Below are 22,415 nucleotides of genomic sequence, written 5' to 3'. Positions count from 1 at the left end.
TCGCGGCCTCTGTCCACATTGGAGATGACGGGGCGACGGGGACCGCGGCGCGGGTCTATGGTTCGCCTCGACAGACGTCCATCGTCACGGGGGGTCTCCGATGTCACGAAACCCTGCGTCATCCCGAAGCCGGCGGGCCGCGCTCGTCGCGGTCCTCGTCGCGGCCGGCGGTGCGGTGCTCATCCACCCGCCGGCCGCCTCCGCCACCAGCCAGCAGGCGCTCCGGCCGACCAGCTGGACCTACACCGACTCCCGCACGCCCGACAAGGCCTACACCGGCAGCGCCGCCGACGCGCCCGTCGGGGCCTGGCGGGACGCCGCGGGCAAGCACAAGTCCCGGTCCTACTTCAGCTACGACATCAGCGCCTACCGGGGGATGCGGATCAACGCGGCCGGCTTCGTCCTCGCCGAGACGCAGGTCACCGACTGCCGCAAGGAACGCACCTGGCAGCTGTGGAGCACGGACCCGGTCACGTCCACGACGTCGTGGAGCCGGCCGCCGCGCGAGCGGCAGCGGTTCGAGGTGACCGGCGCCGACGCCTGCCCGTCCAGCTACATCGGCGTCGACCTCGGCACCGTCGTGCGCGACGCGCTCGCCGCGGGCCGGAGCACGGTCACGTTCGAGCTGCGGGTCCCCGACCGCCTGGAGGGCAACCTGCACTACGGGCGGCACGTGCGCAACGACCCGGCGCTGATCATCAACGCCAACGGCATCCCCGGCACACCCGCCCAGCTCACCGTCGACGGGCGGTCCTGCGACACGGGTGGCCCGCTGTGGGTCACGACCGACACGCCGCGACTGACCGCGCTGCTCACCGACGCCGACATCAACGACACCGGCGGCGGTGACGTCGCCTACGGCAGGTTCGCGGTGTGGCCGGTCGACCGGCCGCAGGACCGGGTCGAGCTGCCGGAGAACTTCGCCGGGTACACGCCGGCCCGGTCGTGGGGCAGCATCCCGGCCGGCATCCTCACCGACGGCGGCACCTACGCGGTCGCCGCCCAGTCCCGCGACGACATGGACGTGTCGCCGTGGAGCGCCGAGTGCCGCTTCACCGTCGACACCAGCCACCCCGCGCCGCCGGTCGTGTCCTCCGCCGACTACCCGCCCGGCGCCCCCGCGCACGGCGGCCCGGGGATCCCCGGCGCCTTCACGTTCACGGCCAACGGGACCGCCGACGTCGCCGGTTACCAGTACGGCGAGTCCTACTTCAGCATGACCAGCGTCGCCGCCCCCACCCTGGGCGGGCCGGTCACGATCCAGCTCGCGCCGTCCCGGGCGGGGATCCTGACGCTGTACGTGCAGAGCGTCGACCGCGCGGGCAACCTCTCCGAGATGGTGTCCTACCGGTTCCTGGTCCGGAACACGGCACCGGCGATCGAGGACGCCGACCCCGACGCGTGGCTGGGCGACCCGCACCACCTGACGTTCGCCGCCAACCTGGACGGCACGGTCGCCTACACGTACCAGATCGACGGCGGCACCCAGCAGACGGTGCCGGCGGAGGCGGACGGCACGGCGCGCGTCACGGTGGTGCCGGGCGCCGAGGGCACCACGGTCTCGGTGTTCAGCACCACCGCGGCCGGGGTGCGGTCGGGCACGAGCTCGCGGACGCTGTTCGTCGACACGGAGCCCTTCGTCGAGTCGGCGGACTTCCCGACCGACGGCTCCCCGGGCAGGCCGGTCGGCACCGAGGGCGTCTTCACGCTGAAGCCGCACATGCACGGCGTGGTCGCCTACACGTACCAGTTCAACCAGGGACAGGCGGACGAGCAGCCGCAGGGGACGGTCGCCGCCGGCGCCGACGGCACCGCGACGGTCCGCTTCACCCCGGGCCGGGCGGGCTACAACACGCTGACGGTCACCTCCAGGACCGCCGACGGCACCGAGTCGGAGGTCACCGGCGTCTCGTTCGTCCCGGCGTCGATCGCGCCGGTCGTGACGTCCGCGGACTACCCGCCCGGTGACTGGCAGGGCGGCGGCGGGCCCGGCGTCGAGGGCACGTTCGTGTTCCACCCGACCGCGGCCGGTGTGGTGTCCTACACCTACCAGTTCGGCGCGGACCCGCAGCAGACGGTCGCCGCCGCGGCGGACGGCACGGCCACGGTGCGGTGGACGCCGCTGGAGTACCCGGCCGTCACCGGCGGCTGGGTGGACCTCCTCGTCCGCAGCACCAGCGACGGCGGGCCGGTCTCCGACTGGGCCTACGTCACCTTCCGGATCAGGCCGCCGTCCTGATCAAGCCGTCCTGACCCGGTCTTCCGGGGCCGGGCCGTGCGGCACCCGCCGCACGGCCCGGCGCTTCAGTGGCTGCCGGTCTTCGCGAGGTCGGGCTCGGCGGCGGGCCTCCCGGCGACCGGGGTGGTCGGGCTGCCGGGCGCGATCCGCAGGTGGACCGTCGCGCCGGCGTCGATGCCCAGGGCGAGGAACTCATTGCGGGTCACGGTCACGATGACGTCCTCGCCGGCAGCGGTGGTCACGTCGATGCGGATCTCGAAGCCGATCCGGGTGATCCGCGCGACCTGCCCCGTCACGTCGTCCGGGGCGGACGGGTCCGCGGGGCCGGCGCCGATCTGCAGGTCGTGCGGGCGCACCAGGCGGCCGCCGAGCTGGGTGACCGGGCCGAGGAAGCGCATGACGAAGTCGTTGGCGGGGCGGTCGTAGAGGTCGTCGGGCGAGCCGATCTGCTCGATCCGCCCGTCGTTGATGACCACGATCTCGTCGGCGACCTCCAGGGCCTCCTCCTGGTCGTGGGTGACGAAGACGGTGGTGACCTCGACCTCGTCGTGCAGGCGGCGCAGCCAGTCGCGCAGCTCCTTGCGGACCTTCGCGTCCAGGGCGCCGAAGGGCTCGTCGAGCAGCAGCACCGTCGGCTTGATCGCGAGGGCCCGGGCCAGGGCCATGCGCTGCCGCTGGCCGCCGGACAGCTGCGCGGGCAGCCGGTCGGCGAACTGCTGCAGGTGCACCAGCTTGAGCAGCTCGTCGACGCGCTCGGCGATCTCGTCCTTCGGGCGCTTGCGGATTTGCAGGCCGAAGGCGACGTTGCGGCGCACCGACATGTGCTTGAACGCGGCGTAGTGCTGGAACACGAAGCCGACGTTGCGCTTCTGCGGCGGGAGGTCCGTCGCGTCGACGCCCTCGATCTCGACCCGGCCGGTGTCGGCGCGTTCGAGGCCCGCGATGATGCGCAGCAGCGTGGACTTGCCGCCGCCGGACGGGCCGAGCAGCGCCGTGAGGCGGCCCGAGGGGATGCTCACCGACACGTTGTCGAGCGCGACGAAGTCCCCGAAGCGCTTGCCGACCCCTGCGATTTCGATGCTCAACGGTCTTCCTTCGGCCGGAGGACGGATACGACGATGATGCTCGCCACCGCGACGAGGGCGAGGAGGAACGCGGTCGCGTAGGCGCCGCCCTTGTCGAAGTTGAGGTACTTCTCCTCGACCACGAGCGGTGCGGTGCGGGTGAGCCCCAGCACGTTGCCCGACACGATCTTCACCGCGCCGAACTCGCCGAGCGAGCGGGCGAGGCTCAGCACGACGCCGTAGATGATGCCCCACTTGATCGACGGCAGGGTGATGCGGCGGAAGGTCTGCCACGCGTTGGCGCCGAGGCTGCGGGCGGCCTGCTCCTGCTCTTCGCCGATCTCCTCGAGGACCGGCACGACCTCGCGGATGACCAGCGGCAGGGCCACGAAGACGGTGGCCATCACCATGCCGGCCTCGGCGAAGATGATCTGCAGGCCCCAGCTCTCCAGCGTCGGGCCGAACCAGCCGTTGCGGCCGCCGTAGACGAGCACCAGCGACAGGCCGACGACCACGGGCGACACCGACAGCGGCACGTCGAGCAGGGCGTTGAGCAGACGCTTGCCGGGGAAGCGGTAGCGCACGAGCAGGATCGAGATGCCGACGCCGAAGACCGTGTTGATGAGCACCGCGATGATCGCGATCTCGACCGACAGGTGCAGCGCGTGCACGATGTCCGGGTCGGTGAGGATGGCCCGCAGGTCGTCGAAGCCGTTCTTGAAGGTGTTCTGGCCGACGAGGTACACCGGCCAGGCCACCAGGAAGAACAGGTAGACCACGACGACCAGCCGGATCAGGTAGGTGACCGGGCCGCGCCGGCGGGTCCAGGCCTTGCCCGTGGCCCTGGTGGCGGGCTTGGTGGCGGGCGCGGGTTGCACGAGGGTGTCAGCCACGGCGGACCGTCCTTCGCTGGATCACGTCGAGGATCACGATGACGGCGAACGAGATCACCAGCAGCACGGTGGCGACGGCGGCCGCGTTCTCCAGGTGGTCGTTCTCGATGCTGCTGAAGATGCGCACCGAGGTGACCTCGGTGCGCATCGGCAGGTTGCCCGACAGCAGGACCAGCGAGCCGTACTCGCTGACGCCGCGGGCGAAGGACAGCGCGGCCCCGGCGGTGATCGCCGGGGTGAGGCTGGGCAGGATGACCCGCCAGAAGATCGTGAACCGGCTGGCGCCCAGCGAGGCGGCGGCCTCCTCGACGTCCTGGTCGATCTCGGCGAGGACCGGCTGCACGGTCCGCACGATGAACGGCAGCGTCACGAACAGGAACGCGACGAAGACCGCGACCCGGGTGTTGGCGATGTCGACCCCGATGGGGCTGTTCGGCCCGTACAGCGACAGCAGCACCAGACCGGCGACGATCGTCGGCAGCGCGAACGGGATGTCGACGAGGACCTCCAGGACGCGCTTGCCGAAGAAGCGGTCCCGGACCAGCACCCACGCGATGAGCGTGCCCATGACGACGTTGACCAGCGTGACGCCGATCGAGGTGAAGATGGTGAGCTCGATCGACGCGAGGGTCTGCTCGGCGGTGATCGCGTCCCAGAAGCCGCTCCACCCCTCGGAGCCGGCGACCGCCACGACCGCGGCGAGCGGGATGAGCACCAGGAGGCTGAACCACAGCATCGCGACCCCGAGCCCGAGCCCGGAGACGCGCGTGAGGGGGTGCCCGGACACGGCCGACCGGGCCGGCCGGCGGTTGCCCGCCGACCGGCCCGTGACCGTGGTGTCGGATGTCACTTGGCCTTGCCCGAGGCCGCGATGATCTTGACGATGAGGCCCTCTTTCTCGTCGAAGAACTTCTTGGACAGCTTCGACCAGCTCTCGAAGTCCTTGTCGACGGTGAGCAGCTTCTTCGGCGTCGGGAACGGGTTGGCGGGGTCGATGGCGCCCTCGACGCCCTTGGTGTCGACCCCGGAGATGATCGGCCGGAAGCCCTTGAGCACGAACTGGCGCTGACCGTTGGCACTCAGCACGAAGTCGAGCCACTCCTTCGCCTTCGGGTTGGCGTTGGTGAGGATCGCGCCCGGGTTCTCGATCAGGATCGTGGTGTCCGGGTAGACCCAGTCCAGCTTCTCGCCGCTCTGCCGGGCCAGGATGGCCTCGTTCTCGTAGGCGAGCAGCACGTCACCGGTGCCGCCGAGGAACGCGGTGGTGGCGTCGCGGCCGCTGCCGGGCAGCGCGACGACGTTGCCGAAGAGCTTGGTGAGGAACTCGCCGGCCTGGGCGTCGGTGCCGCCGTTGGCGGTGACGTGACCCCATGCCGCCAGGGCGTTCCAGCGGGCCGCGCCGGAGGAGGCCGGGTTCGGGGTGACGATGCCGATGCCGGGCTTGACCAGGTCGTCCCAGCCCTTGATGCCCTTCGGGTTGCCGGGGCGCACCGCGAGGACCACGACCGACGAGGACACGATGCCCTTGGTGGGCCCGGCGTTCCAGCTCGGGTCGACCAGCTTGGCGTCGACCAGGCGGGTCACGTCGCTGGACACCGAGAAGTGCACGTAGTCGGCCTTGAGACCGGCGACGACCGCGCGGCTCTGGTCGCCGGAGGCGCCGTAGGAGGTCTGGAACTTGACGCCCTTACCGGCCGGGGTCTTGTTCCACTCCGCGGCGATCGCCTTGTTCGCGGCCTCAGGCACCGCGAAACCGACGATGTTGAGCGTGGTCGACTCGCCGGCGGCGCCGGCGTCGTCCTTCTTGGTGGTCCCCGCGCACGCCGACAGCAGTAAGCCGGCGGTGAGCATGAGAGCGGCGGCCGCTCTGATCCGGTGCTTCATGGGGAACCTGTCCTCCTGGGGTCGGCTGTGCTCAAGGTGCTCAAGGTGCTCAAGGTGCTCAAGGTGCTCAAGGGGGTGGTGCGGTGGTCGTCGTCAAGTTCCAGGTCGGGGTCGGCGAGCAGGTCGGCGAGGGTGGCCCGGTCGACGATCGCGTTGACCGCGTCGTCGACCGACAGCCAGACCTTGCGCAGCCCGCGGCCGACCCCGTCGTACGTCGCCTGTCCGGTCGGCAGGCCACGCACCGTGGTCAGTGCGCCGTTCATGGCACGGAGGATCTCCCCGACCGTGACGGCTGCCGCCGGCCGGGCGAGGCCGTACCCCCGCTCCGTGCCGCGGTGGCTGTGCACGAGCCCGACGCGGCGTAGTTCGAGAAGCACCGTCTGCAGCGATCCGATGGACATCCGCTCGCTGCGCGCCAGCTCCGATGCCGTGATCCGGCCCGGCTCCGCCGCGGCGATCGCGAGCATCGCCCGGATCGCGTAGTCGGCACGGACAGAGATGTGCACCTCGCTGTGCTCCGATCGGTCCCCCGGCGCTGGCATTGCCTATCTTGTCTAGTTAGTAGGTAGGAATAGAATAGTTGCGGAGCGACGGGTGTCAAGACGTGTGGGTCGCGTTACACCGAGCGGGTGTCGGGCGGGTGCCGGCCGGGGGTCAGGCCTGCTGGGCGCGCTCGGTGACCATCTGCAGGAGCACGGGGTCGATGACCTGCGGGTCCGCGCCCGCCAGCAGCCGCACGAGCGCCGGACCGGCGTCCCGCGCCACGACGACCGTCAGGCTCGTCGACTCGAGCTGCGCCGGCGCGAGCCGGATGCCGTCGGACTGCGCGCCGTCGGTGGTCAGCACGACGACGCAGCCGGCGCTGACCCCGGCGGTGCCCCAGCCGGCGGCGTCGACGCCCCGGGCGAGGTCCTTGAGCCGCGTGTCGACGGACGTGTTGGGCCGTCCGTCGGCGAACACCCGGCAGGGGTGCCCGTTCGGGGGGTTCAGCTCGTACCGGCCGGGGCGCACACCGTCGAGCACGGCCACGAACGCCACGCTCCGGTCGCACACCACCGCGAACCGGAGTGTGCCACCGCCCCGCCAGGGCATCGCCCGGGCCGCGGGCAGCGGGCCGAGCACGTCGTCGAGCCAGTCCGGCGGGTGGGCGCCATCCAGCCAGTACCGCTCGCGGAACCGCTCGAAGAGCTGCCCGCGCTCCTGGTTGGCCCGGGCGGTCTCCGACTGCGCCATGTCCTGCCGGGCGTACCGCTCGACCTCGTGCACCGCGGTGACCTGGCCGCCGAACGCGACCAGCGTGAACACGACCATCACGAGGTTGATGAACGGGTCCTCGCCGATGCGGGTCAGGTAGGTCACGCCCGGCACCGCGTAGCAGACGAGCGTCGCCGCGGCGGCCGGGCCGAACAGCCGCCGGGTGCCCAGCCCCCGGCGCAGGGCCGCGGCGACGCCGAGCGGCGCCGCGACGATCAGCGCGCCGCCCCACCAGACCCAGTCGAGCACCACCAGCCCGCCGAGCCCGCCGGCCAGGGCGAGCACGCCGGCGGCGATGTTGCGGCCCAGGTCCGGGTCGGTGGTCGGCGGCTCGATCAGCCGCGGCCGCACGGCGCCGGGCGGGTCGTCCGGCAGGACCCTGGTCGACGCCGGCGCGGGACTGGCGAACGACGACTCCCGGGTGGTCACGAGATCCGCGGCGCGCAGCAGGTCCTCGCGCAGCCGCCGGGCGGACTCCTGCCGGTCCGCCGGGTCGGGCGACAGGGCCCGGCGCAGCACCGTGGCGGCCGGCTCGGGCACCGCGTCGAGCGCCGACCGGCCCGGCCCGGCCGGCGGGCCGCCGGTCAGCAGCGTGTGCAGGGTGGCGCCGAGGGAGTAGATGTCCGACGCGACGCTCTCGGAGTCCCCGGCGTGCACCTCCGGCGCCGTGTACCCCAGCGTGCCGATCCGTGCCGTCGCCGTGAACCGGCCGTCGTCGCGGTGGATCGCGGAGATGCCGAAGTCGGACAGCACCGCCGCGCCGTCGGCGGTGAGCAGGATGTTGCCCGGTTTGATGTCGCGGTGCAGGATGCGCGCCGCCGCCTCGTGCGTGTGGGTGAGGGCCTCGGCCACCTCCGCACCGATGCGCAGCGCGTCGCCGACGGGCAGCGTCCCCTCCACCGCCAGCCGGTCGGCGACCGACCCGGTGTAGAGGTCCATGACCACGTATCCGCGGCCGTCGGCGGTGAAGTCGGCCTCCAGCAGCCGCACGACGTGCGGCCGGCCCTGCAGCGCCTGGAGCGCCTGGACCTCGCGGCGGAACCGCCGCCGGTCGGCGTCGTCGAGGTCCCGCCGGTACACCTTGATCGCGACGGCGGAGGAGTCCATGGTCGCCTTGCGCGCCCGGTACACGTGCGCCTGCCCGCCCCGGGCGCTGATCAGCGTCAGGTCGCGGTAGCCGTGGATCTGCGGCGCAGTGGCCATGAGGCCTCCCGGATGGCAGGGCTGCGGCGAGTCTAACCGCCACCGCATCGACCACCGGCGGCTTTGCCGGACGCCCTCACCCGCGCTCACCCGCCCTCACACCGGCGGCCGGCTCCCGGACGCCTATGCTCCAACCCGTCACCGGACGACGGGGGGAGTGCGTGATGGCAGCAGCGGGGTGGCCGGAAGTGGCCGACGAGCTCGTCGGGGCGCTCGCGGCGCTGCGGCCCGAGGCGGCGATCTCCCTCTCCGGCGGCGACGGGTTCGTGCAGTTCATCCGCTTCACCCGCGGCTACCGGCTGGATGTGCCGTCGGTGTACATGCTCACCCGGGACGTGCCGGAGCGGGCGGCGGACCTCGCCGCGCTGGGGTGGCAGCCGGACGAGGACGGGACGGAGACCCTGTGCTTCCCGGAGGTCCCGGCGCCGGTGGAGCCGGCCACGGCCCGGCGGCTCGCCGACGTGATCGTCCGGACGCTGCGCGACGTGCACGGCTTCGCCGACCCGGCCGAGGTGACGTACACGTCGTTCGACAACAACGGGATGCGGGCGCCGCGGCTGCGCACGGTCGCGGCCGAGGCCGGGCAGGAGGCGCCCGACGACCGCGACCCGGCCACCCTGCTGCCGGCACCTTCGCCGGCGTGGCGGCGGCTGTGCGCGGTCTTCGCCGGCGGGCTCGGCGACTGGTCCCGCGGCGCGTTCGACCGGCTCGTCGCCGAGCAGGGCTGGCAGCCGGACGGCGACGAGCTCCTGGCCGCCGGCGGCGAGCGGATCGAGGCGCACGACTGGGACGCCGGATACTACGGGCACGGCGAGATCAGCTCGCTGAGCGCGCGGCTGCCGGTCGGCGAGGCCGGCGTCGCCGACGACTTCCGCCGGGCGCTCGCCGGCGCCGTCGCGGTGCTCGGCCACCCGCCGATCGTCGGCTCCGAGGGCCGGATGCCCCTCGCGCGCTGGCGCGGCGAGGACACCACGCTCACCCTCGAGGCCCTGTGGGGCCGGCACATCCGGCTGACGGCGGAGCCGACCGGCCCGCGCGAGAACGTCATCTACAACAAGCAGAAGTGGATGATGACGCCGGACGACTGGGCGCCGGACGAGCTGTGGTTCACCGAGCCCGACGTCGAGGCGCCGCAGGCGAAGGCCCTGCACGGCATGATGACCTACTGGCACTCGCCGTCGGAGACCCTCGACGGGACCGTGGACGAGCTGCGGGCCCTGTTCGCGTCGTGGTGCTCCGCGCTGCCGATGCTGCACCCGTACGCCAGCAGCGCCCGCTGGCGGTTGCGCCGCACCAGCGGGACCATGGTCGCCGAGGGCGAGTTCACCCGTGAGCGGGTGACGGCCCGGTTCGGCTGGTCCGACGAGTTCGGCGAGCGGGTGGAGACCGTCCCGGGCGGGGACGTCGCCGCCGACCTAGCCGCCCGGGTGGCCGCCGCCCTCGACCGCGCCGGCGTCACCGCGCCCGGCGATCTGGACGGCGGCGCGTGGTCCGACACCCCCGCCGAGCGCCTCAACGCCCTCCGGCTCACCGTCAGGCGCTGAGGCTTCCTCGACGTCGCGCCGCTACGGGCGGACCGGCAGGATGTGCACGCCCGGCTGGGTGCCGCCGGTCGAGGTGCGGGTCAGCCCCGTCGGCGACGGGTCCAGCAGCGCGCCGTCGGTGCGGGACCCCGGCAGCTCGACGAACGTCCCCGGCTGCCCCGTGCCGTTGGAGTAGCCGACCCCGGCGGGCACGGAGCTGAGGTCACCCTTGTCCCATTGGAGGCGGGTGTACCGCAGCACGATGTCGAACGCGCCGGGTGCGACGTCGCCGCGGTCGACGAGGTACAGCTGGAACGCGTTGAGCTTGTCGTCGTGCCGGTCGTAGTAGCCGACCCCGTTGAAGTCGACGCAGAAGGCGCGCCGGCCGTCGACGGTGCCGCCGCCGTAGCGGACCGGCTGGGAGCCCGCGCCGCGGGTGTCGACGTCGGCGAACCAGGCCGCGACGATCGGGGTGCGGATGGTGTCCATCGGCACCGCGGTGAACGTCGACAGCGGCCCGTCGAACGTGACGTTGCCGTTGTTGTTGACCCACAGCGAGCCGAACGTCCGGCCGTGGAAGTTCAGGTCGAACGGCAGGGTCACCTCCGGGCTCGACTGGTCGTCGTTGGGGGTGACCTCCGTGGCGTTGCAGGTGAGGTCCAGCTGCCGGCCGTCGGCCCGCAGCTCGTACCGGCCGGTGAAGCCGCCCTGGTCGGTGACGCGCAGCTCGTACCGGCCGGACTCGCGCAGCCCGGTGAACCCGAGCGTGCCGCAGCCCTCGCCGCGGGTCCGGCCGACCGGGCGGCCGCCCGGCGCGACCAGGGTGACCGCGAACGTGCCGTCGCCCGGGCAGACCCCGAACGTGGACACCGTGACCGAGTCACCGGCCTGGAGGGTGACGGTGAGCACGTCGACCGCGAACGGCGCGTCGAGCGACCCGGTCACCTTCTGTCCCAGGGTGATCTCGGTGGTGGTCTCCACGGTGGGTGCCAGCGCGGCGAGGTCCACCGTGGATCGCAGCCGGTTCGCCACCACGCCGGCGTCGGCGGCGAACGTGTCGTCGCCGGTGATGCCGACGTCCAGCACGCACTGTTCGAGCCCGGCGCCCGGCCGCAGCGCCCGGCAGACGGTCTCGGCGTGCGCCCGGGCCGCGGCCGGCAGCGCCGCCACCGACGCCTGGTCCACCGGGTCCACCGGGGTGACCCGGTCGGCCGGCAGGACGCTGCGCAGCAGGGAGGCCGGCCCGGTCACCCGCCAGCTCGCGGCGAACAACCCGTACAGCTGCGCACGGTCCCGGATGTCGCGCACGGGCGTGCCGTCGCGGGCGGTGAGGTCGTCGCGCGGGTCGCCGTCGGCGTCGCCGAGCACGCCGCGGACCTTCCCGTAGCGGGACTCGGCGAGGGTGACGAACATGTTGTCGCCGGTCCACCGCCCGGCGGCGAGCCTCGTGCCGTCGGGCCAGGTGACGACGGCGCCGCCGGCGGTGGTGAACGTGAGCGCCGCGCCGCCGGGCAGGGTGGTGCGCATGCCGGGGGTGAGCGGGACCGGCTGCCCGTCGAGGGTCGCGACGAGCGGGTCGAAGCGTTCGCCGGTCGCGGTGTCGCCGAACGCGATGACCGAGGTGCCGACGCGGGCGGCGACGGCCCGGTTGAGGCTGATCGCCGTGGTGCCGGGCCGGCGCACGAACCGGCCGTGGACCGCGAAGTCGTCCACTGTGGACTCGGCGAGGACGTAGTCGCCGGCGGCGTGGAAGCCGAACGAGCCGCCGTCGAAGCTCACCAGGTGCGGGTCGCCGTAGGAGCCGCCGGTGCCGCGGCCGCCGCCCTCGCCGGTGTCGCCGGTGGTGCCGCCGTCCCCGCCGGGCGGGGGTTCGGTGCCGCCGGGCGGGAGCCCGCCGTCGCCCGGGTCCGGGTCGTCGGGCTCGTCGCAGGCGTCGCCGGCCCCGTCCCCGTCGGCGTCGGCCTGGGTGGGGTTCGCGACCGCCGGGCAGTTGTCGAGGGTGAAGGCGGCGCCGTTCCACGGCTGCGCGTCGGGGACGCCGTCGCCGTCCTTGTCGTTCGTCGGGTACAGCGCGGTGATGTCGCGCCGCTTCGGCTGGAGCAGGTCGTCCTTCAGCGGGACGGCGGCCTCGAAGAGGACCGGTTTGGCATACGTGCCGGTGCCGGACGGCAGCGGCGTCGCCTCGAGGCGGCTGAGCGGGATCGTGGCGTTGGTCTCCAGCCAGGCGCCGGGGTCGCCGTCGCACAGGTCGATCGAGTCCTGCACGGTCATGGTGAGGTCGGCGACGAGCTCGACCTTCGTCCGGACGCCCTTGGCGTCGGCGGCCGGCACGAAGCGCAGGTCGCCGGTGAAGGTGCGGTCGTCGCGGACGTAGCCGGACGGCAGCTGGACCCCGCCGACCGCGCCGGCGATGTTGCCCGGCACGTCGTAGGGCCAGCTGAAGTTGACGTCGACCCCGCGGCCGATCGGCGGGTAGTCCGACACCTGCTTGGTGGTCGGGGTGGCCGGCGCGGCGAGCTGCGGCGGGGTGCCGAGCGCGGCGACGAGCTGGTCGACGACCTTGTCACGGGCGTCGATGGTCGGGGCGTTCCAGCGGAACTGGCGGATCGTGTCGGCGTCGGTGATCGTCTCGCGGGCCGTGGTCGGCACGCCGCCGAGCAGGTACTTGGTCCACAGGTCGCGCGACGTCGCGCCGATGACCGCGCCGAGGAACGGCAGCAGCGTCGCGCGCAGGTAGGCGACGGCCCGGTCGGCGTCGGCGGAGGTGGCGAAGGGCGTGCAGTACGCGGCCGGCCCGCCCCACTGGTTGAGGACGCCGGGCTCGGGCTCGGTGCGGATCTCCTCGCCGTCGAGCACCGACAGCTGGACGACCCGCTCCCGCCCGACGACCCGCGACGGGACGACCGTGGCGGTCGGTCCGCCCGGGTTCACGCCGACGATCCTGGCGGTCGCCGGCTCCAGGCCGAGGACGGACGGGTCGACGGCGACGGTGATCGGCTTGGCGAAGCGCAGCCCGTCGGGTGACAGGTCGACGATCGGCGCGCCGAACACGTCCTTGGCGCCGCTGTAGCCGAGCGGCGTGATGTGCAGGTCGGTCGGCCGGGCGACGGCGCCGCGGGGGACCACGACCCGCCAGCCGGGGCCGGTGAACACGCCGCCGTCGGGGCTCAGCCGCACCGGCGCCGCGAGCGCCTGCACGGTCAGGTCCGGCGCGGTCCCGGCGGCCTTGTCGACGCGGGCGACGCTCAGGCCGCCGAGCCGGCCGGCCTTCTTCGCGACCAGGGCGATCCCGCCGTCGGGCAGGCCGCGCAGGACGTAGCCGCCGTCGGCGCCCGTGGTGGCGGTCCGGCCGCCGTACGAGACGACCGCGGCGGCGACGGGCAGCTTGGTGACCGGATCGACGACCCGGCCGACGACCCGGCCGGCGGCGGTGGCCGCGATCCGCTGCCGCACCTGGGCGCGGGCCGTGCCGGTGCGGCCGCCCGACGGGTCCCAGGCGCGCACGTCGAGGGCGTTGGCGCGCTGCGGGTGCAGCAGCACCTCGACGGCGAACTTCCCGTCCGGCCCGGCGAACGTGGTCGCCGGCAGGACCCCGCCGTCGACGCGGACGGCGCCGCGGGCGAAGGTCCGGCCGGCGACGACGACGCTGCCGCGGTCGGTGTCCGCCGGGACGGTGAGCTTGACGGCGTCCTGATGGGGCCCGCCGGGCCCGCCGTCCGGCGTACAGGCGCCCATGAGCGCCAGGACGGCGCAGAGCACCACCGTCCGGGTTCTCCGCTTTCGGTCCATCATCACCTCGCGGTCGTCGGTGGGGCACGCAGCGTGCCCGGGCACCGACAGCCTTCCAATACATCGCAACTAGTCGATGCAGACAGAAGTGGCAAGTCGCCCTTCCCCGCGGCGGCCACGTGAACTGCCCGTGAACGCCCCGTCAACATCGACGTGTATCTGTCGACTAGCCGACCGTCCGGCCGATGAAACGTTCAGCTCGGGCGGTATTTCGGTTGGGTCGGGGCGCGGGCGGCGTTACGGTCGGCCCGTGACCGGCGTTCGGGGGTTCGTGCGGCAGGACCTGGCGGCCGTCCGCGCCGCGTTCGAGCGGAACTTCGCCGACGGCGCCGAGGCGGGGGCGTCCTTCTGCGCCACCGTCGACGGTGAGATCGTCGCCGACCTGTGGGGCGGGCACGCCGACGCGGCCGGGGTCCGGCCCTGGGAGCGGGACACGATCGTCAACGTCTACTCGATCACCAAGACGATGGCGGCGCTGACGGCGCTGCTGGTCGCCGACCGGGGCGAGCTGGACTTCCACGCGCCGGTCGCCCGGTACTGGCCGCAGTTCGCGGCCGGCGGCAAGGGCGACGTCACCGTCGCGCAGGTGATGAGCCACTCCGCCGGGCTGTCCGGCTGGCGCGAGCCCCTCGCACCCGCGGACCTGTACGACTGGGAGAAGGTGACCGCCCTGCTGGCGGCGCAGGAGCCGTTCTGGCGGCCCGGCACCGCCTCCGGCTACCACGTGGTCACGCAGGGGTTCCTGATCGGCGAGATCGTCCGGCGGATCACCGGGCGGACGCTGGGCACCGTGTTCCGGCAGGAGCTCGCGGAGCCGCTCGGCGCGGACTTCCACATCGGGCTGCCGGAGTCCGAGGAGCCCCGGGTCGCCGACCTGGTCCCGCCGGACGAGGAGCCGTTCGCCGGCGGCCTGACCGAGCTGCAGGACAACGCGGCGCACAACCCGCGGCTGGACACGGCCGTGGCCGGCTCGCGGGCGTGGCGGGCGGCGGAGATCCCCGCCGGTGGCGGCACCGGCAACGCGCGGTCCGTCGCCCTGGTGCACACGGTCCTCGCCTGCGGCGGCGTCACCCGGGGCCGCCGCCTCCTGTCCGAGGCGACCTGCCGCAGCGCCCTGGAGGTCCAGGTCGAGGGCACCGACCTCGTGCTCGGCATGCCGGTGCGCTTCGGGGTCGGCTTCGCGGTCGGCGGGCCGTTCATGCCCGGGCCGGACACGCTGTACTGGGGCGGCGCCGGCGGCTCCCTGGCCGTCATCGACCTCGACGCCCGGGCGACCTACGCCTACGCCATGAACAGGATGGGCGGCCCGGGCGACCTGCGCGGCTTCGCCCCGGTCTCCGCCGCCTGGACCGCCCTCGCGGCATCGACCTGATTCCTGCCGGCCGGCGGCGGGGCCGGGAACCCGCCCGCCGCCGGCCGGTCAGGCGGTCACGGGGTGCAGACGCTCTCCCGGACCGGGGTGGTGGCGGACGTGCTGTCGATCCAGCCCTGGAACGTCGGGCCGGAGCCCGGCAGCTGGTAGTCGTAGCCGTAGAAGGCGACGAGCCCGAGGCCCTTCGCGTAGTAGTAGTCCTCCCAGCGGTTGTAGACCCCGTTGAACGTGTGCTGCGACTGCAGCCAGATCACGTTGCTCAGGGTCACGCCCGACGGGCTGGTCCACGACGCGAAGTACTGCATGAACACGATCCTGGACGGGTCCGTGCCCCAGCCGGGCGCGGCGCCGCAGTCGCTCTTGTTGTAGACCCTGATCGACGGGCTGCGCACCAGGGAGTACCCCGGCGACACGTACCGGCCGATCCACAGGTCGCCCTGCGCGCCGCCGCTGGTGTAGAGCCCGTAGTAGGTGTTCGGGTCGGACGTGTCCCGGAAGCGGTAGATCGCGGTCGACGTCGCCCAGAGCTCCTCCCAGTGCGCGTTCTTCACCTGGTAGTAGCGGCCGCCGGAGTACTGCAGCTGGTTGTTCTCGCCCGTGTTCATGTGGTGCGGGGTGCTGTTGGCGCCGTCGGCCCGGATGACGTACGTCGCCAGGTCGTACGGCGGGTTCTCGCCGCCACCGCCGGTCAGCGACACGTCGTCGAACGCGACCCAGCCGCCGTTGGTGGCCGGCAGGTTCGACGTGGCGATCGCGACGTGCAGCGTGCTGCCGGCCGTGTAGGTGAACGAGCACGACACGGTGATCCACGAGCCGGTGTTGGTGGGCGCGGAGCGGCAGTAGGTGCTGTCGAACAGCCCGTTGTCGGCCTGCACGAACGACTGCTGCACGCCGCCGGACCCGCGGACCTTCGCGCTCAGCGTGTACGTCCCGGACGGCGCGCCGGCGATGTTCTGCCAGCTCACCAGGTTGGCGTTGAGGCTCGTGCCGCTGCCCTGCCCGTTGGGGTGGAAGAACGCGTTGGGCGCCCCGCCGGGCGGGTTGGCGCAGCACGTCTCGGTCCCGGCCGCGCCGCCGCCGGTCGGCATGTTCCAGCTCGCCGTCCCGCCGGAGAAGGTGTCGTTGCTGACGTACTCCGCCGCCGTGGCCGGCTGCGGCGCGACCAGGACGGCGCCGAGCAGCGCGGCGGTGGCCAGGGCGGCCGGGGCCCGCCTCAGCACTGCGGCACCATGGTCTTGACGTCGTACGTCGTGGAGATCCACGTGTCGGCCGCGTAGCCGGTGGCGCCGGTGGCCGGGTTGGTGATCCGGTCCCACGTGGAGGACGGCCAGTAGCCGCCGCCGACGTACTCGCCGAAGGTGTAGCAGGTGATGTTCACGACGGCGCCGTACGCGGCGGAGCCGACCGAGCCGTAGCCGGTGCCCGGGCCGGACCGGATGTTCAGCGACGGGCTGGCCAGGATCGTGCCGGTCACGTTGCCCGGCGGGTTGCCGAGGCGGTTGACCGCGGCCTGCGCGGCCGACAGGTAGCCGCTGTAGGCGCCGTTGTTGTAGGTCGACCACGGCTGCCAGTACGTGCCGCTGTAGGAGATCGTGTAGGCGGCGTTGGCGTTGCACTGGGCGTTGTACGCGCAGGTGTCGCTGACCTCCGGGTGCCAGCAGTTGTTGATCTGCCACAGCCCGCGGTCGGTCGAGCCGTTCGGGCAGCCCTGGCCGGCAGGGTTGTATCCGGACGCCGACGGGTTGCACGACGACTCGGCCATCGCGATGGCGACGGCGGTGACGAGGGAGTTGCCGCGGAACCCGGCCGCGTAGCCGGTCTGCGCGCACAGGTCGATGCCGGTCGCGGCGTGCGCGGCGGTGGGCACGACCAGCGTCAGCGCCGCGGCGAGGAGTGCCACGAGGGGGTACAGGAGGGGGTGCAGGAGGCGACGCATCGCATTCCTTTCGAGGGGGTCTGTCGAGGGGGAGCTAGCGCCCGGCCCACTCGGGGTCGGCGTAGGACCAGCCGATGTAGGGGGCGCCGGGCCAGCTGAGGTTCACGCGGCGCACGGTCGGCGCGGAGGTGATGTAGTTGCCGTTGCCCTCCGACAGCATCACGTGGCCGAAGTAGCCGTTGATCGGTGCGCTGTTGAAGAAGACCAGCGCGCCCGCCGGCGGGGTGCCCGTCGTGTGGATCAGGCCGCGGTTGTACAGGCTGTTGTAGTGCACGATCGCGGACGCGTAGCCGCTGGCGGCCCGGCCGTAGGCGTGCCCGACGAAGTTGTCGCACCAGCCGTCCCAGGCGTGGTTGGAGTCGCCGAGGTCGCCGTTGGTGTACGCCTGCCCGATCACCGACCGGGCCCAGGCCAGGGCCCGGTCCTCGCGGGTGCCGGTGGGCGGCGGGCCGCCGCACTCGGGCTCGCCCGGGAGGTACTGGTTGAAGCCGGGCGTGTTGGTGTAGTAGTCGCTGATCCAGCCGACGGCCGGCGAGCTGATCTGGTGCCAGACCGTGTTGCCGCTGATGTTGCGGCCGCGCACGGCGCACTCGGCGACGAACGGGGTGCCGTCGCCGAGCACGGCCACCGCGGACGCGCCCGCGTCGTAGGGGCTGGTGCGCACCTGCAGCCCGACGCCGCCGGTGCCGGTGACGCTGTACCCGCTGATGCCGGCCGCCGCCGGGGCTGCCGTGCCGGCCAGCAGCGCGACGGTGACGCCGAGGGCGAGCAGGATCGCTCTGACCTTGCGATGGTGCACGCGGAACCTCCCTGGTCGAACGCTGAAGAATGCGCGCAGGACGGCGACCGGCGATCCGGGTATCCCCGGGCCGGGTGTTCATTCGAGCCATTCGGATACGTGCGCGGCGCTACGCGAAGCGTGAGATCCTATTGACCGACGCCAATCAAGCGGGCATTCGATACCGGCCCGATCTTTCCCGTGCGCACGGTTGGAAAGCACGGGCTTGACGCAGGTTGACACCAGGCTTTACATCGCAGGGAGCGTCCATGACGGGTCAAAACGGAAGTTCCGGCGGGCCGCCGTCGGCCGAGGACCGGCTCACCGAATTCGTCGCCGACCTCGCCGAGCTGCGCCGCGGGGCGGGCCAGCCGTCGCTGCGGAAGATGGCCGGCGCGAGCCATTACTCGCACACCGCGCTGGCGGGCGTGCTGTCCGGCAACCGGCTGCCGTCGCAGGAGCTGACCCTCGCGTTCGTGCGGGCCTGCGGCGGCGACGACCGGGAGTGGCGCGAGCGCTGGCGCCGCGAGCACGACCTGCTGCACCGGCCGGCCACCGCGACCGAGCCGGCCGCTGTGCCCGGGCCGGCCGCCGCCGCCCTGCCCGAGCCGGCCGACGTGGTCGCCTCGCCCGGATCCCCGGACGGCCCGGCCCGTGGCCCCCTCGCGCTGACGGTCGGGATCGCCGCCCTGGTCGGGTCGCTGGTCGTCGCGGTCGCCGCCGCCACCGGCGCGTTCACGTCCGGCCCGGGGACCGCCCCGTCCGCCGGCGCGTCCGGTACACCCGCCGCGAACGCCTCCGGGGCGGCATCGGCGGCCGGGTTCGCCGCCGCGGACGGCAGCGACCCGCAGGAGCAGCGCTGCCAGCTCGACGCGGTCAGCGCCCGCACCGTGCCCGTCCCGGACCGCGACGCGTCCCAGCCGCCGTACGGCAGCCTCACTCTGCGGTTCTCGCCGCACTGCCACGCCGCGTGGCCGCTGTTCGTCTCCACCGAACGGGTCCCGACCGGCGCCACGATCCGGCTGCGCGCCACCCGCCCCTCCGACGGCGGGACGAGCGGGTTCGACTACCCGTACCTGGTCCCGCCCCAGGTCTTCAGCGTCTTCGGCAACGTCCTGGGCACCGGCCGGGGCTGCGTCGCGGTGTCGGTCGAGATCACCGCCCCGCAGACCGCCGCCCCGCTCGCCACCGCCGAGACCCCCTGCCTCCAGCCGTCATAGCCGGCGGTCCCCGATCACCGCACGGGTGCGGTCGTCCGCGGGCACCAGGATCCGCAGGCGCAGCCACGGCGCGTGGGCGGGGCGGCTCTGGGCCGACAGGAACGCGAGGTCGCCGAGCACCGGGTGCGGGATCCGCTTGCGGGACGGCTCCAGGACCCGCACGTCGTGCCCGGCCCACCAGTCCCGGAACGCCGGGCTGCGCGCGGTGAGCTCCTCGACCAGCGCCACGGAGGCGGGGTCGCCGGGGTGCCGGGCGTATTCGCTGCGGAAGTCGAGCAGGTTCGCGTGGGCGGTCCGCTGCCACGCCGGCGACCCGGTGTCCCAGCCCTCCGGGTCGAACAGCCACAGCAGCAGGTTGCGCCGCCCGCCCGCCGGGGGCGCGACCAGGCCCGACATGATGATCTCGGCGGCCCGGTTGTGCGCGACCACGTCGAACCGCGGGTCCAGCACGAACGCGACGTGCGGCAGCAGCGCGTCGACGAACGCGGCCGTCTCCTCGTCGACCGGGCCGTCCCCGGGCTGCGGCGGGGCCACGGCGGCGAGCAGGAACAGGTGGTCGCGCTCCGACGGGGTGAGCGCGAGGGCCCGGCTCAGCGCGAGCAGCACCTGCGCGGACGGGGCGACGTCGCGGCCCTGCTCGAGCCACGTGTACCAGGACAGGCCCACGCCCGACAGCTGCGCGACCTCCTCGCGGCGCAGGCCGGGCGTGCGACGGCGGCCCGGGCCCGGGTCCAGGCCGGCTTCCTGCGGGCGCAGCGCAGCGCGGCGGGTCCGGAGGAAGTCCGCCAGGGCGGCGCGACGGGCGGCGCTGGGTGTTGGTGCGGGTCCCACGATGGACCATCCTCTCCCGCCGCCCGCCCCGGGACCGAATCCTGGACCGGTGACCGATGACGACGTGACCCTCCTCGAGCTCGGCGCGGGCGCCGAGCCGTTCCTGCTCCTGCACGGCGGTGCCGGCCCGCGCTCGATGCTGCCCTTCGCCGGGCTGCTCGCCGCGTCCCGGGACGCGCGGGTGATCGTGCCGACGCACCCCGGCTTCGCGGGCACGCCCCGACCCGCGGGCCTCACCACCGTCGCGGGGCTCGCCGCGCTGTACGCCGGCCTGCTCGACCGCCTGGACGTCCGGGCCGTGACGGTGCTCGGCAACTCGATCGGCGGTTGGGTCGCCGCCGAGCTGGCGCTGCTGCGCAGCCCGCGGGTCGGCCGGGTCGTGCTGGTGAACGCGGTCGGCCTCGACGTGCCGGAGCATCCGGTCACCGACGTGTCCGGCCTGACCCCGGCCGGGCTGGCCGAGCTGTCGTTCCACGACCCGGCGCGCTTCCCGCCGGACCCGGACCGCCCGAAGCCCGACCTGGCGGCGCTCGCCGCGTACACCCGGATGTCGATGACCGACCCGGGCCTGCGGGACCGGCTCGCCACGGTCGACCTGCCGGTGCACGTGGTGTGGGGCGAGTCCGACGGCATCGCCCCGCCCGCCTACGGCCGCGCCTACGCCGGCGCCATTCCCGGCGCCCGGTTCACGCTGCTGCCGGGCGCCGGGCACCTGCCGCAGCTGGAGGCCCCGGACCGCCTGCTCGCCGCCGTCGCCTGACCTGCCGCCGGCCTCGACGGGTCACTCGGTGGGGCGGGCGGCGAGGCGCAGCTCCAGCATCGCGGCGAAGCGGGCGTCGGGGTCGTGCAGGTCGAGCGGGCCGACCTCGGCCACCCGGCGCAGCCGGTACCGGAAGGTGTTCGGGTGCACGTACATGGCCGCGGCGGCGGCGACCGCGTCGCCGAAGGCGTCCAGCCAGGCCCGCAGCGTGTCGACGAGGTTGGTGTTGTGCTTGGCGTCGTAGGCGAGCAGGTTCGCCACCGCGCCGCTGGGCCGGTCGCCGCGGGCCGACACGACGTCGGCGAGGTCCAGCAGCAGCGCCTCCACGTGCACGTCGGCGAGCCGGGCGACCCGGCGCCCGGCGGTGTTGCCGGTGCGCAGGACCCGCAGCGCCCGGTCCGCCTCCGCCCGCGCCGCGGCGAGCCCCGCCACGTCCTGCGCGACCGGGCCGATGCCGGCGACCGCGGGGGTGCGCTCGCCGACCCGGTCGAGGAAGTCGGTGGCGATGCGGACGGCGCCGTCGGCGCGGCCGCGGGCGACCGGGACGAGCCCGTAGACGACGTCGCCGACGAGCGCCGCCGCCGAGCGCGGGTGCACCGCGCCGATGTGCATGGCGAGCGCGTCGGCCAGCCGCTGCCGGTCGGTGGCGAGGCCCGCGTCGGCGGTGACGCCGGACGGGTCGTCGGGGCGGGGGAGGAGCGCGAGCCCGAGCACGGCGACCGGCCGGTCGGCGAGCCCGAGGCGGGTCAACGCGTCCAGCGCCCCCGGCCCGCCCTCCAGGGCGGTGCTGAGCAGGTCGGTGCGCAGCCGGCGCTCGACGTCGGCGCCGGCCCGGATGCGCAGCATGTGCAGCGCGACGACCCGGGCGGCGTCCCGCAGCGCCTGCATCCGGTCGAGGTTCGGGGGCCCCTGCACGGCCGCCCAGATCGAGCCGAGGATCTCGTCGCCGGCCCGGACCGCGACCGCGACCCGGGGCAGCAGGAAGAAGTCGTCGCCGCCGGGCTCGACGTAGACGGGTTGGTCGCTGCGGTACAGGTCGCGGAAGATGCCCCGGTCGGTGAGCTGGCGCGAGTACCGCTCAGGCACCTGCCGGCCGAGGATCGTCTCGATGCGGGATCGGTCGGCCTCGTCCTGCCGGCCCGAGTAGGCCAGGACGCGGGAGCTGCGGTCCTCGATGGTGACCGGCGCGTCGAGCAGCGCCGCGATCGCGTTGGCGAGCGCGAACAGGTCACCGGCCGGCACCCCGCCGAGGGTCTGCGGCTCGGCGTCGCCGACGTCGCCCTCGGCCAGCAGCGAGCGCAGCAGCGCGGCGAGCTGCGCCCATGACGCGCCGCGGGTCAGCCCGAGCAGCGCCACCCCGGACTCCGCCGCGGCGGCGGCCAGGTCGGGGTCGGCCGGCACCGGCGCCCGCACGACCAGCGCGACGGCCTCCTGCCGGCCGAGCGTGCGCAGCAGCCGGGCGGTCTCGTCTGCGTCGCCGACGCCGACCCCGAGGACCAGCGCGTGCTGGGGGAGCACCGGCTCGTCGAGGGGGTCGTGGATGACCACGCCGCCGATCGCGGCGGCCTGCCGCGGGTGGAGGTCCGGGTCGCCGTGGACCAGCTCGAGCAGGGTCGCGCCGAGGTCGTCCAGGACGCGCCCGAGGCTGGCCTGTGGTCGCACACCAGGA

The 22,415-nt window shown here is 73.9% G+C and carries 17 protein-coding genes; 5 read left to right on the top strand and 12 right to left on the bottom strand.

Features of this window, described 5'->3' with window-relative positions; translation table 11 throughout:
• The first annotated feature begins 100 nt into the window (after positions 1-100).
• On the top strand, positions 101-2,239 hold the full coding sequence (locus AB0I21_RS04475) for a hypothetical protein (RefSeq protein ID WP_360559046.1): 2,139 nt from the start codon (positions 101-103) through the stop codon (positions 2,237-2,239).
• Positions 2,240-2,304: 65 nt separating this feature from the next.
• Here AB0I21_RS04475 and cysA read toward each other — a convergent pair whose 3' ends face one another.
• The 6 genes from cysA to AB0I21_RS04445 all read right to left on the bottom strand — a co-directional run bounded on the left by cysA (position 2,305) and on the right by AB0I21_RS04445 (position 8,537).
• On the bottom strand, positions 2,305-3,324 hold the full coding sequence (cysA, locus tag AB0I21_RS04470; protein ID WP_360559045.1) for a sulfate ABC transporter ATP-binding protein: 1,020 nt from the start codon (positions 3,322-3,324) through the stop codon (positions 2,305-2,307).
• Positions 3,321-4,196, bottom strand: coding sequence for a sulfate ABC transporter permease subunit (locus tag AB0I21_RS04465; protein ID WP_360559044.1), 876 nt, complete (start codon positions 4,194-4,196; stop codon positions 3,321-3,323). Before AB0I21_RS04465 ends, cysA begins: the two co-directional genes overlap by 4 nt.
• Complete coding sequence (gene cysT, locus AB0I21_RS04460; RefSeq protein WP_360559043.1) at positions 4,189-5,046, bottom strand: sulfate ABC transporter permease subunit CysT; 858 nt, start codon at positions 5,044-5,046, stop codon at positions 4,189-4,191. Before cysT ends, AB0I21_RS04465 begins: the two co-directional genes overlap by 8 nt.
• Complete coding sequence (locus AB0I21_RS04455) at positions 5,043-6,080, bottom strand: sulfate ABC transporter substrate-binding protein (RefSeq protein WP_360559042.1); 1,038 nt, start codon at positions 6,078-6,080, stop codon at positions 5,043-5,045. The genes cysT and AB0I21_RS04455 overlap by 4 nt, the downstream gene beginning before the upstream one ends.
• Positions 6,077-6,586: an Rrf2 family transcriptional regulator gene (locus AB0I21_RS04450; RefSeq protein ID WP_360559041.1), complete on the bottom strand. Its 510-nt coding sequence runs from the start codon at positions 6,584-6,586 to the stop codon at positions 6,077-6,079. Before AB0I21_RS04450 ends, AB0I21_RS04455 begins: the two co-directional genes overlap by 4 nt.
• Positions 6,587-6,734: 148 nt before the next feature.
• A complete protein-coding gene (locus tag AB0I21_RS04445) occupies positions 6,735-8,537 on the bottom strand; it encodes a serine/threonine-protein kinase (protein WP_360559040.1) in 1,803 nt (600 codons plus the stop codon).
• 164 nt (positions 8,538-8,701) lie between these two features.
• Here AB0I21_RS04445 and AB0I21_RS04440 point away from each other — a divergent pair, with 164 nt between their 5' ends.
• Positions 8,702-10,081, top strand: coding sequence for a hypothetical protein (locus tag AB0I21_RS04440; RefSeq protein ID WP_360559039.1), 1,380 nt, complete (start codon positions 8,702-8,704; stop codon positions 10,079-10,081).
• 21 nt (positions 10,082-10,102) lie between these two features.
• On the opposite strand, the gene AB0I21_RS04435 is transcribed toward AB0I21_RS04440, so the two are convergent.
• A complete protein-coding gene (locus AB0I21_RS04435) occupies positions 10,103-13,822 on the bottom strand; it encodes a nidogen-like domain-containing protein (RefSeq protein ID WP_360559038.1) in 3,720 nt (1,239 codons plus the stop codon).
• Between the two features lie 277 nt (positions 13,823-14,099).
• On the opposite strand from AB0I21_RS04435, the gene AB0I21_RS04430 reads away from it, so the two are divergent.
• Entirely contained in the window at positions 14,100-15,221 is a 1,122-nt protein-coding gene (locus tag AB0I21_RS04430) for a serine hydrolase domain-containing protein (protein ID WP_360559037.1), read from the top strand.
• 56 nt (positions 15,222-15,277) lie between these two features.
• On the opposite strand, the gene AB0I21_RS04425 is transcribed toward AB0I21_RS04430, so the two are convergent.
• From AB0I21_RS04425 to AB0I21_RS04415, 3 genes are read right to left on the bottom strand one after another with little or no spacing between them, the layout of a single operon-like run.
• On the bottom strand, positions 15,278-16,441 hold the full coding sequence (locus AB0I21_RS04425) for a hypothetical protein (RefSeq protein ID WP_360559036.1): 1,164 nt from the start codon (positions 16,439-16,441) through the stop codon (positions 15,278-15,280).
• Positions 16,435-17,157: a hypothetical protein gene (locus AB0I21_RS04420; protein WP_360559035.1), complete on the bottom strand. Its 723-nt coding sequence runs from the start codon at positions 17,155-17,157 to the stop codon at positions 16,435-16,437. The genes AB0I21_RS04425 and AB0I21_RS04420 overlap by 7 nt, the downstream gene beginning before the upstream one ends.
• 34 nt (positions 17,158-17,191) lie before the next feature.
• Positions 17,192-17,956 carry a hypothetical protein gene (locus AB0I21_RS04415; protein WP_360559034.1) on the bottom strand — a complete coding sequence of 255 codons (765 nt, stop codon included), beginning with the start codon at positions 17,954-17,956 and terminating at the stop codon, positions 17,192-17,194.
• A 248-nt stretch (positions 17,957-18,204) separates the two neighbouring features.
• Here AB0I21_RS04415 and AB0I21_RS04410 point away from each other — a divergent pair, with 248 nt between their 5' ends.
• Positions 18,205-19,155, top strand: coding sequence for a DUF2690 domain-containing protein (locus AB0I21_RS04410; protein ID WP_360559033.1), 951 nt, complete (start codon positions 18,205-18,207; stop codon positions 19,153-19,155).
• Here the strand turns inward: AB0I21_RS04410 and AB0I21_RS04405 are convergent.
• The gene (locus tag AB0I21_RS04405; protein ID WP_360559032.1) at positions 19,150-19,986 is read right to left on the bottom strand and encodes a helix-turn-helix transcriptional regulator; all 837 of its coding nucleotides are present in this window, start codon (positions 19,984-19,986) and stop codon (positions 19,150-19,152) included. The two genes, AB0I21_RS04410 and AB0I21_RS04405, sit on opposite strands and share 6 nt — an antisense overlap.
• A gap of 49 nt (positions 19,987-20,035) precedes the next feature.
• Here AB0I21_RS04405 and AB0I21_RS04400 point away from each other — a divergent pair, with 49 nt between their 5' ends.
• The gene (locus tag AB0I21_RS04400) at positions 20,036-20,746 is read left to right on the top strand and encodes an alpha/beta fold hydrolase (protein ID WP_360559031.1); all 711 of its coding nucleotides are present in this window, start codon (positions 20,036-20,038) and stop codon (positions 20,744-20,746) included.
• 21 nt (positions 20,747-20,767) lie between these two features.
• On the opposite strand, the gene AB0I21_RS04395 is transcribed toward AB0I21_RS04400, so the two are convergent.
• Positions 20,768-22,408, bottom strand: coding sequence for a helix-turn-helix domain-containing protein (locus tag AB0I21_RS04395; protein WP_360559030.1), 1,641 nt, complete (start codon positions 22,406-22,408; stop codon positions 20,768-20,770).
• Positions 22,409-22,415: the final 7 nt, after the last annotated feature.

The sequence above is a fragment of the Dactylosporangium sp. NPDC050588 genome (assembly GCF_040654975.1).
Lineage (GTDB): Bacteria > Actinomycetota > Actinomycetes > Mycobacteriales > Micromonosporaceae > Dactylosporangium > Dactylosporangium maewongense.
This window is presented reverse-complemented; position numbering and strand designations above follow the sequence as displayed.

Excerpts from the sequence above, each read along its gene's own strand:
- AB0I21_RS04410 (WP_360559033.1), top strand. The coding sequence starts at position 18,205 with ATGACGGGTCAAAACGGAAGTTCCGGCGGGCCGCCGTCGGCCGAGGAC.
- AB0I21_RS04445 (WP_360559040.1), bottom strand. The coding sequence starts at position 8,537 with ATGGCCACTGCGCCGCAGATCCACGGCTACCGCGACCTGACGCTGATC.
- AB0I21_RS04440 (WP_360559039.1), top strand. The coding sequence starts at position 8,702 with ATGGCAGCAGCGGGGTGGCCGGAAGTGGCCGACGAGCTCGTCGGGGCG.
- AB0I21_RS04475 (WP_360559046.1), top strand. The coding sequence starts at position 101 with ATGTCACGAAACCCTGCGTCATCCCGAAGCCGGCGGGCCGCGCTCGTC.
- AB0I21_RS04455 (WP_360559042.1), bottom strand. The coding sequence starts at position 6,080 with ATGAAGCACCGGATCAGAGCGGCCGCCGCTCTCATGCTCACCGCCGGC.
- AB0I21_RS04420 (WP_360559035.1), bottom strand. The coding sequence starts at position 17,157 with ATGCGTCGCCTCCTGCACCCCCTCCTGTACCCCCTCGTGGCACTCCTC.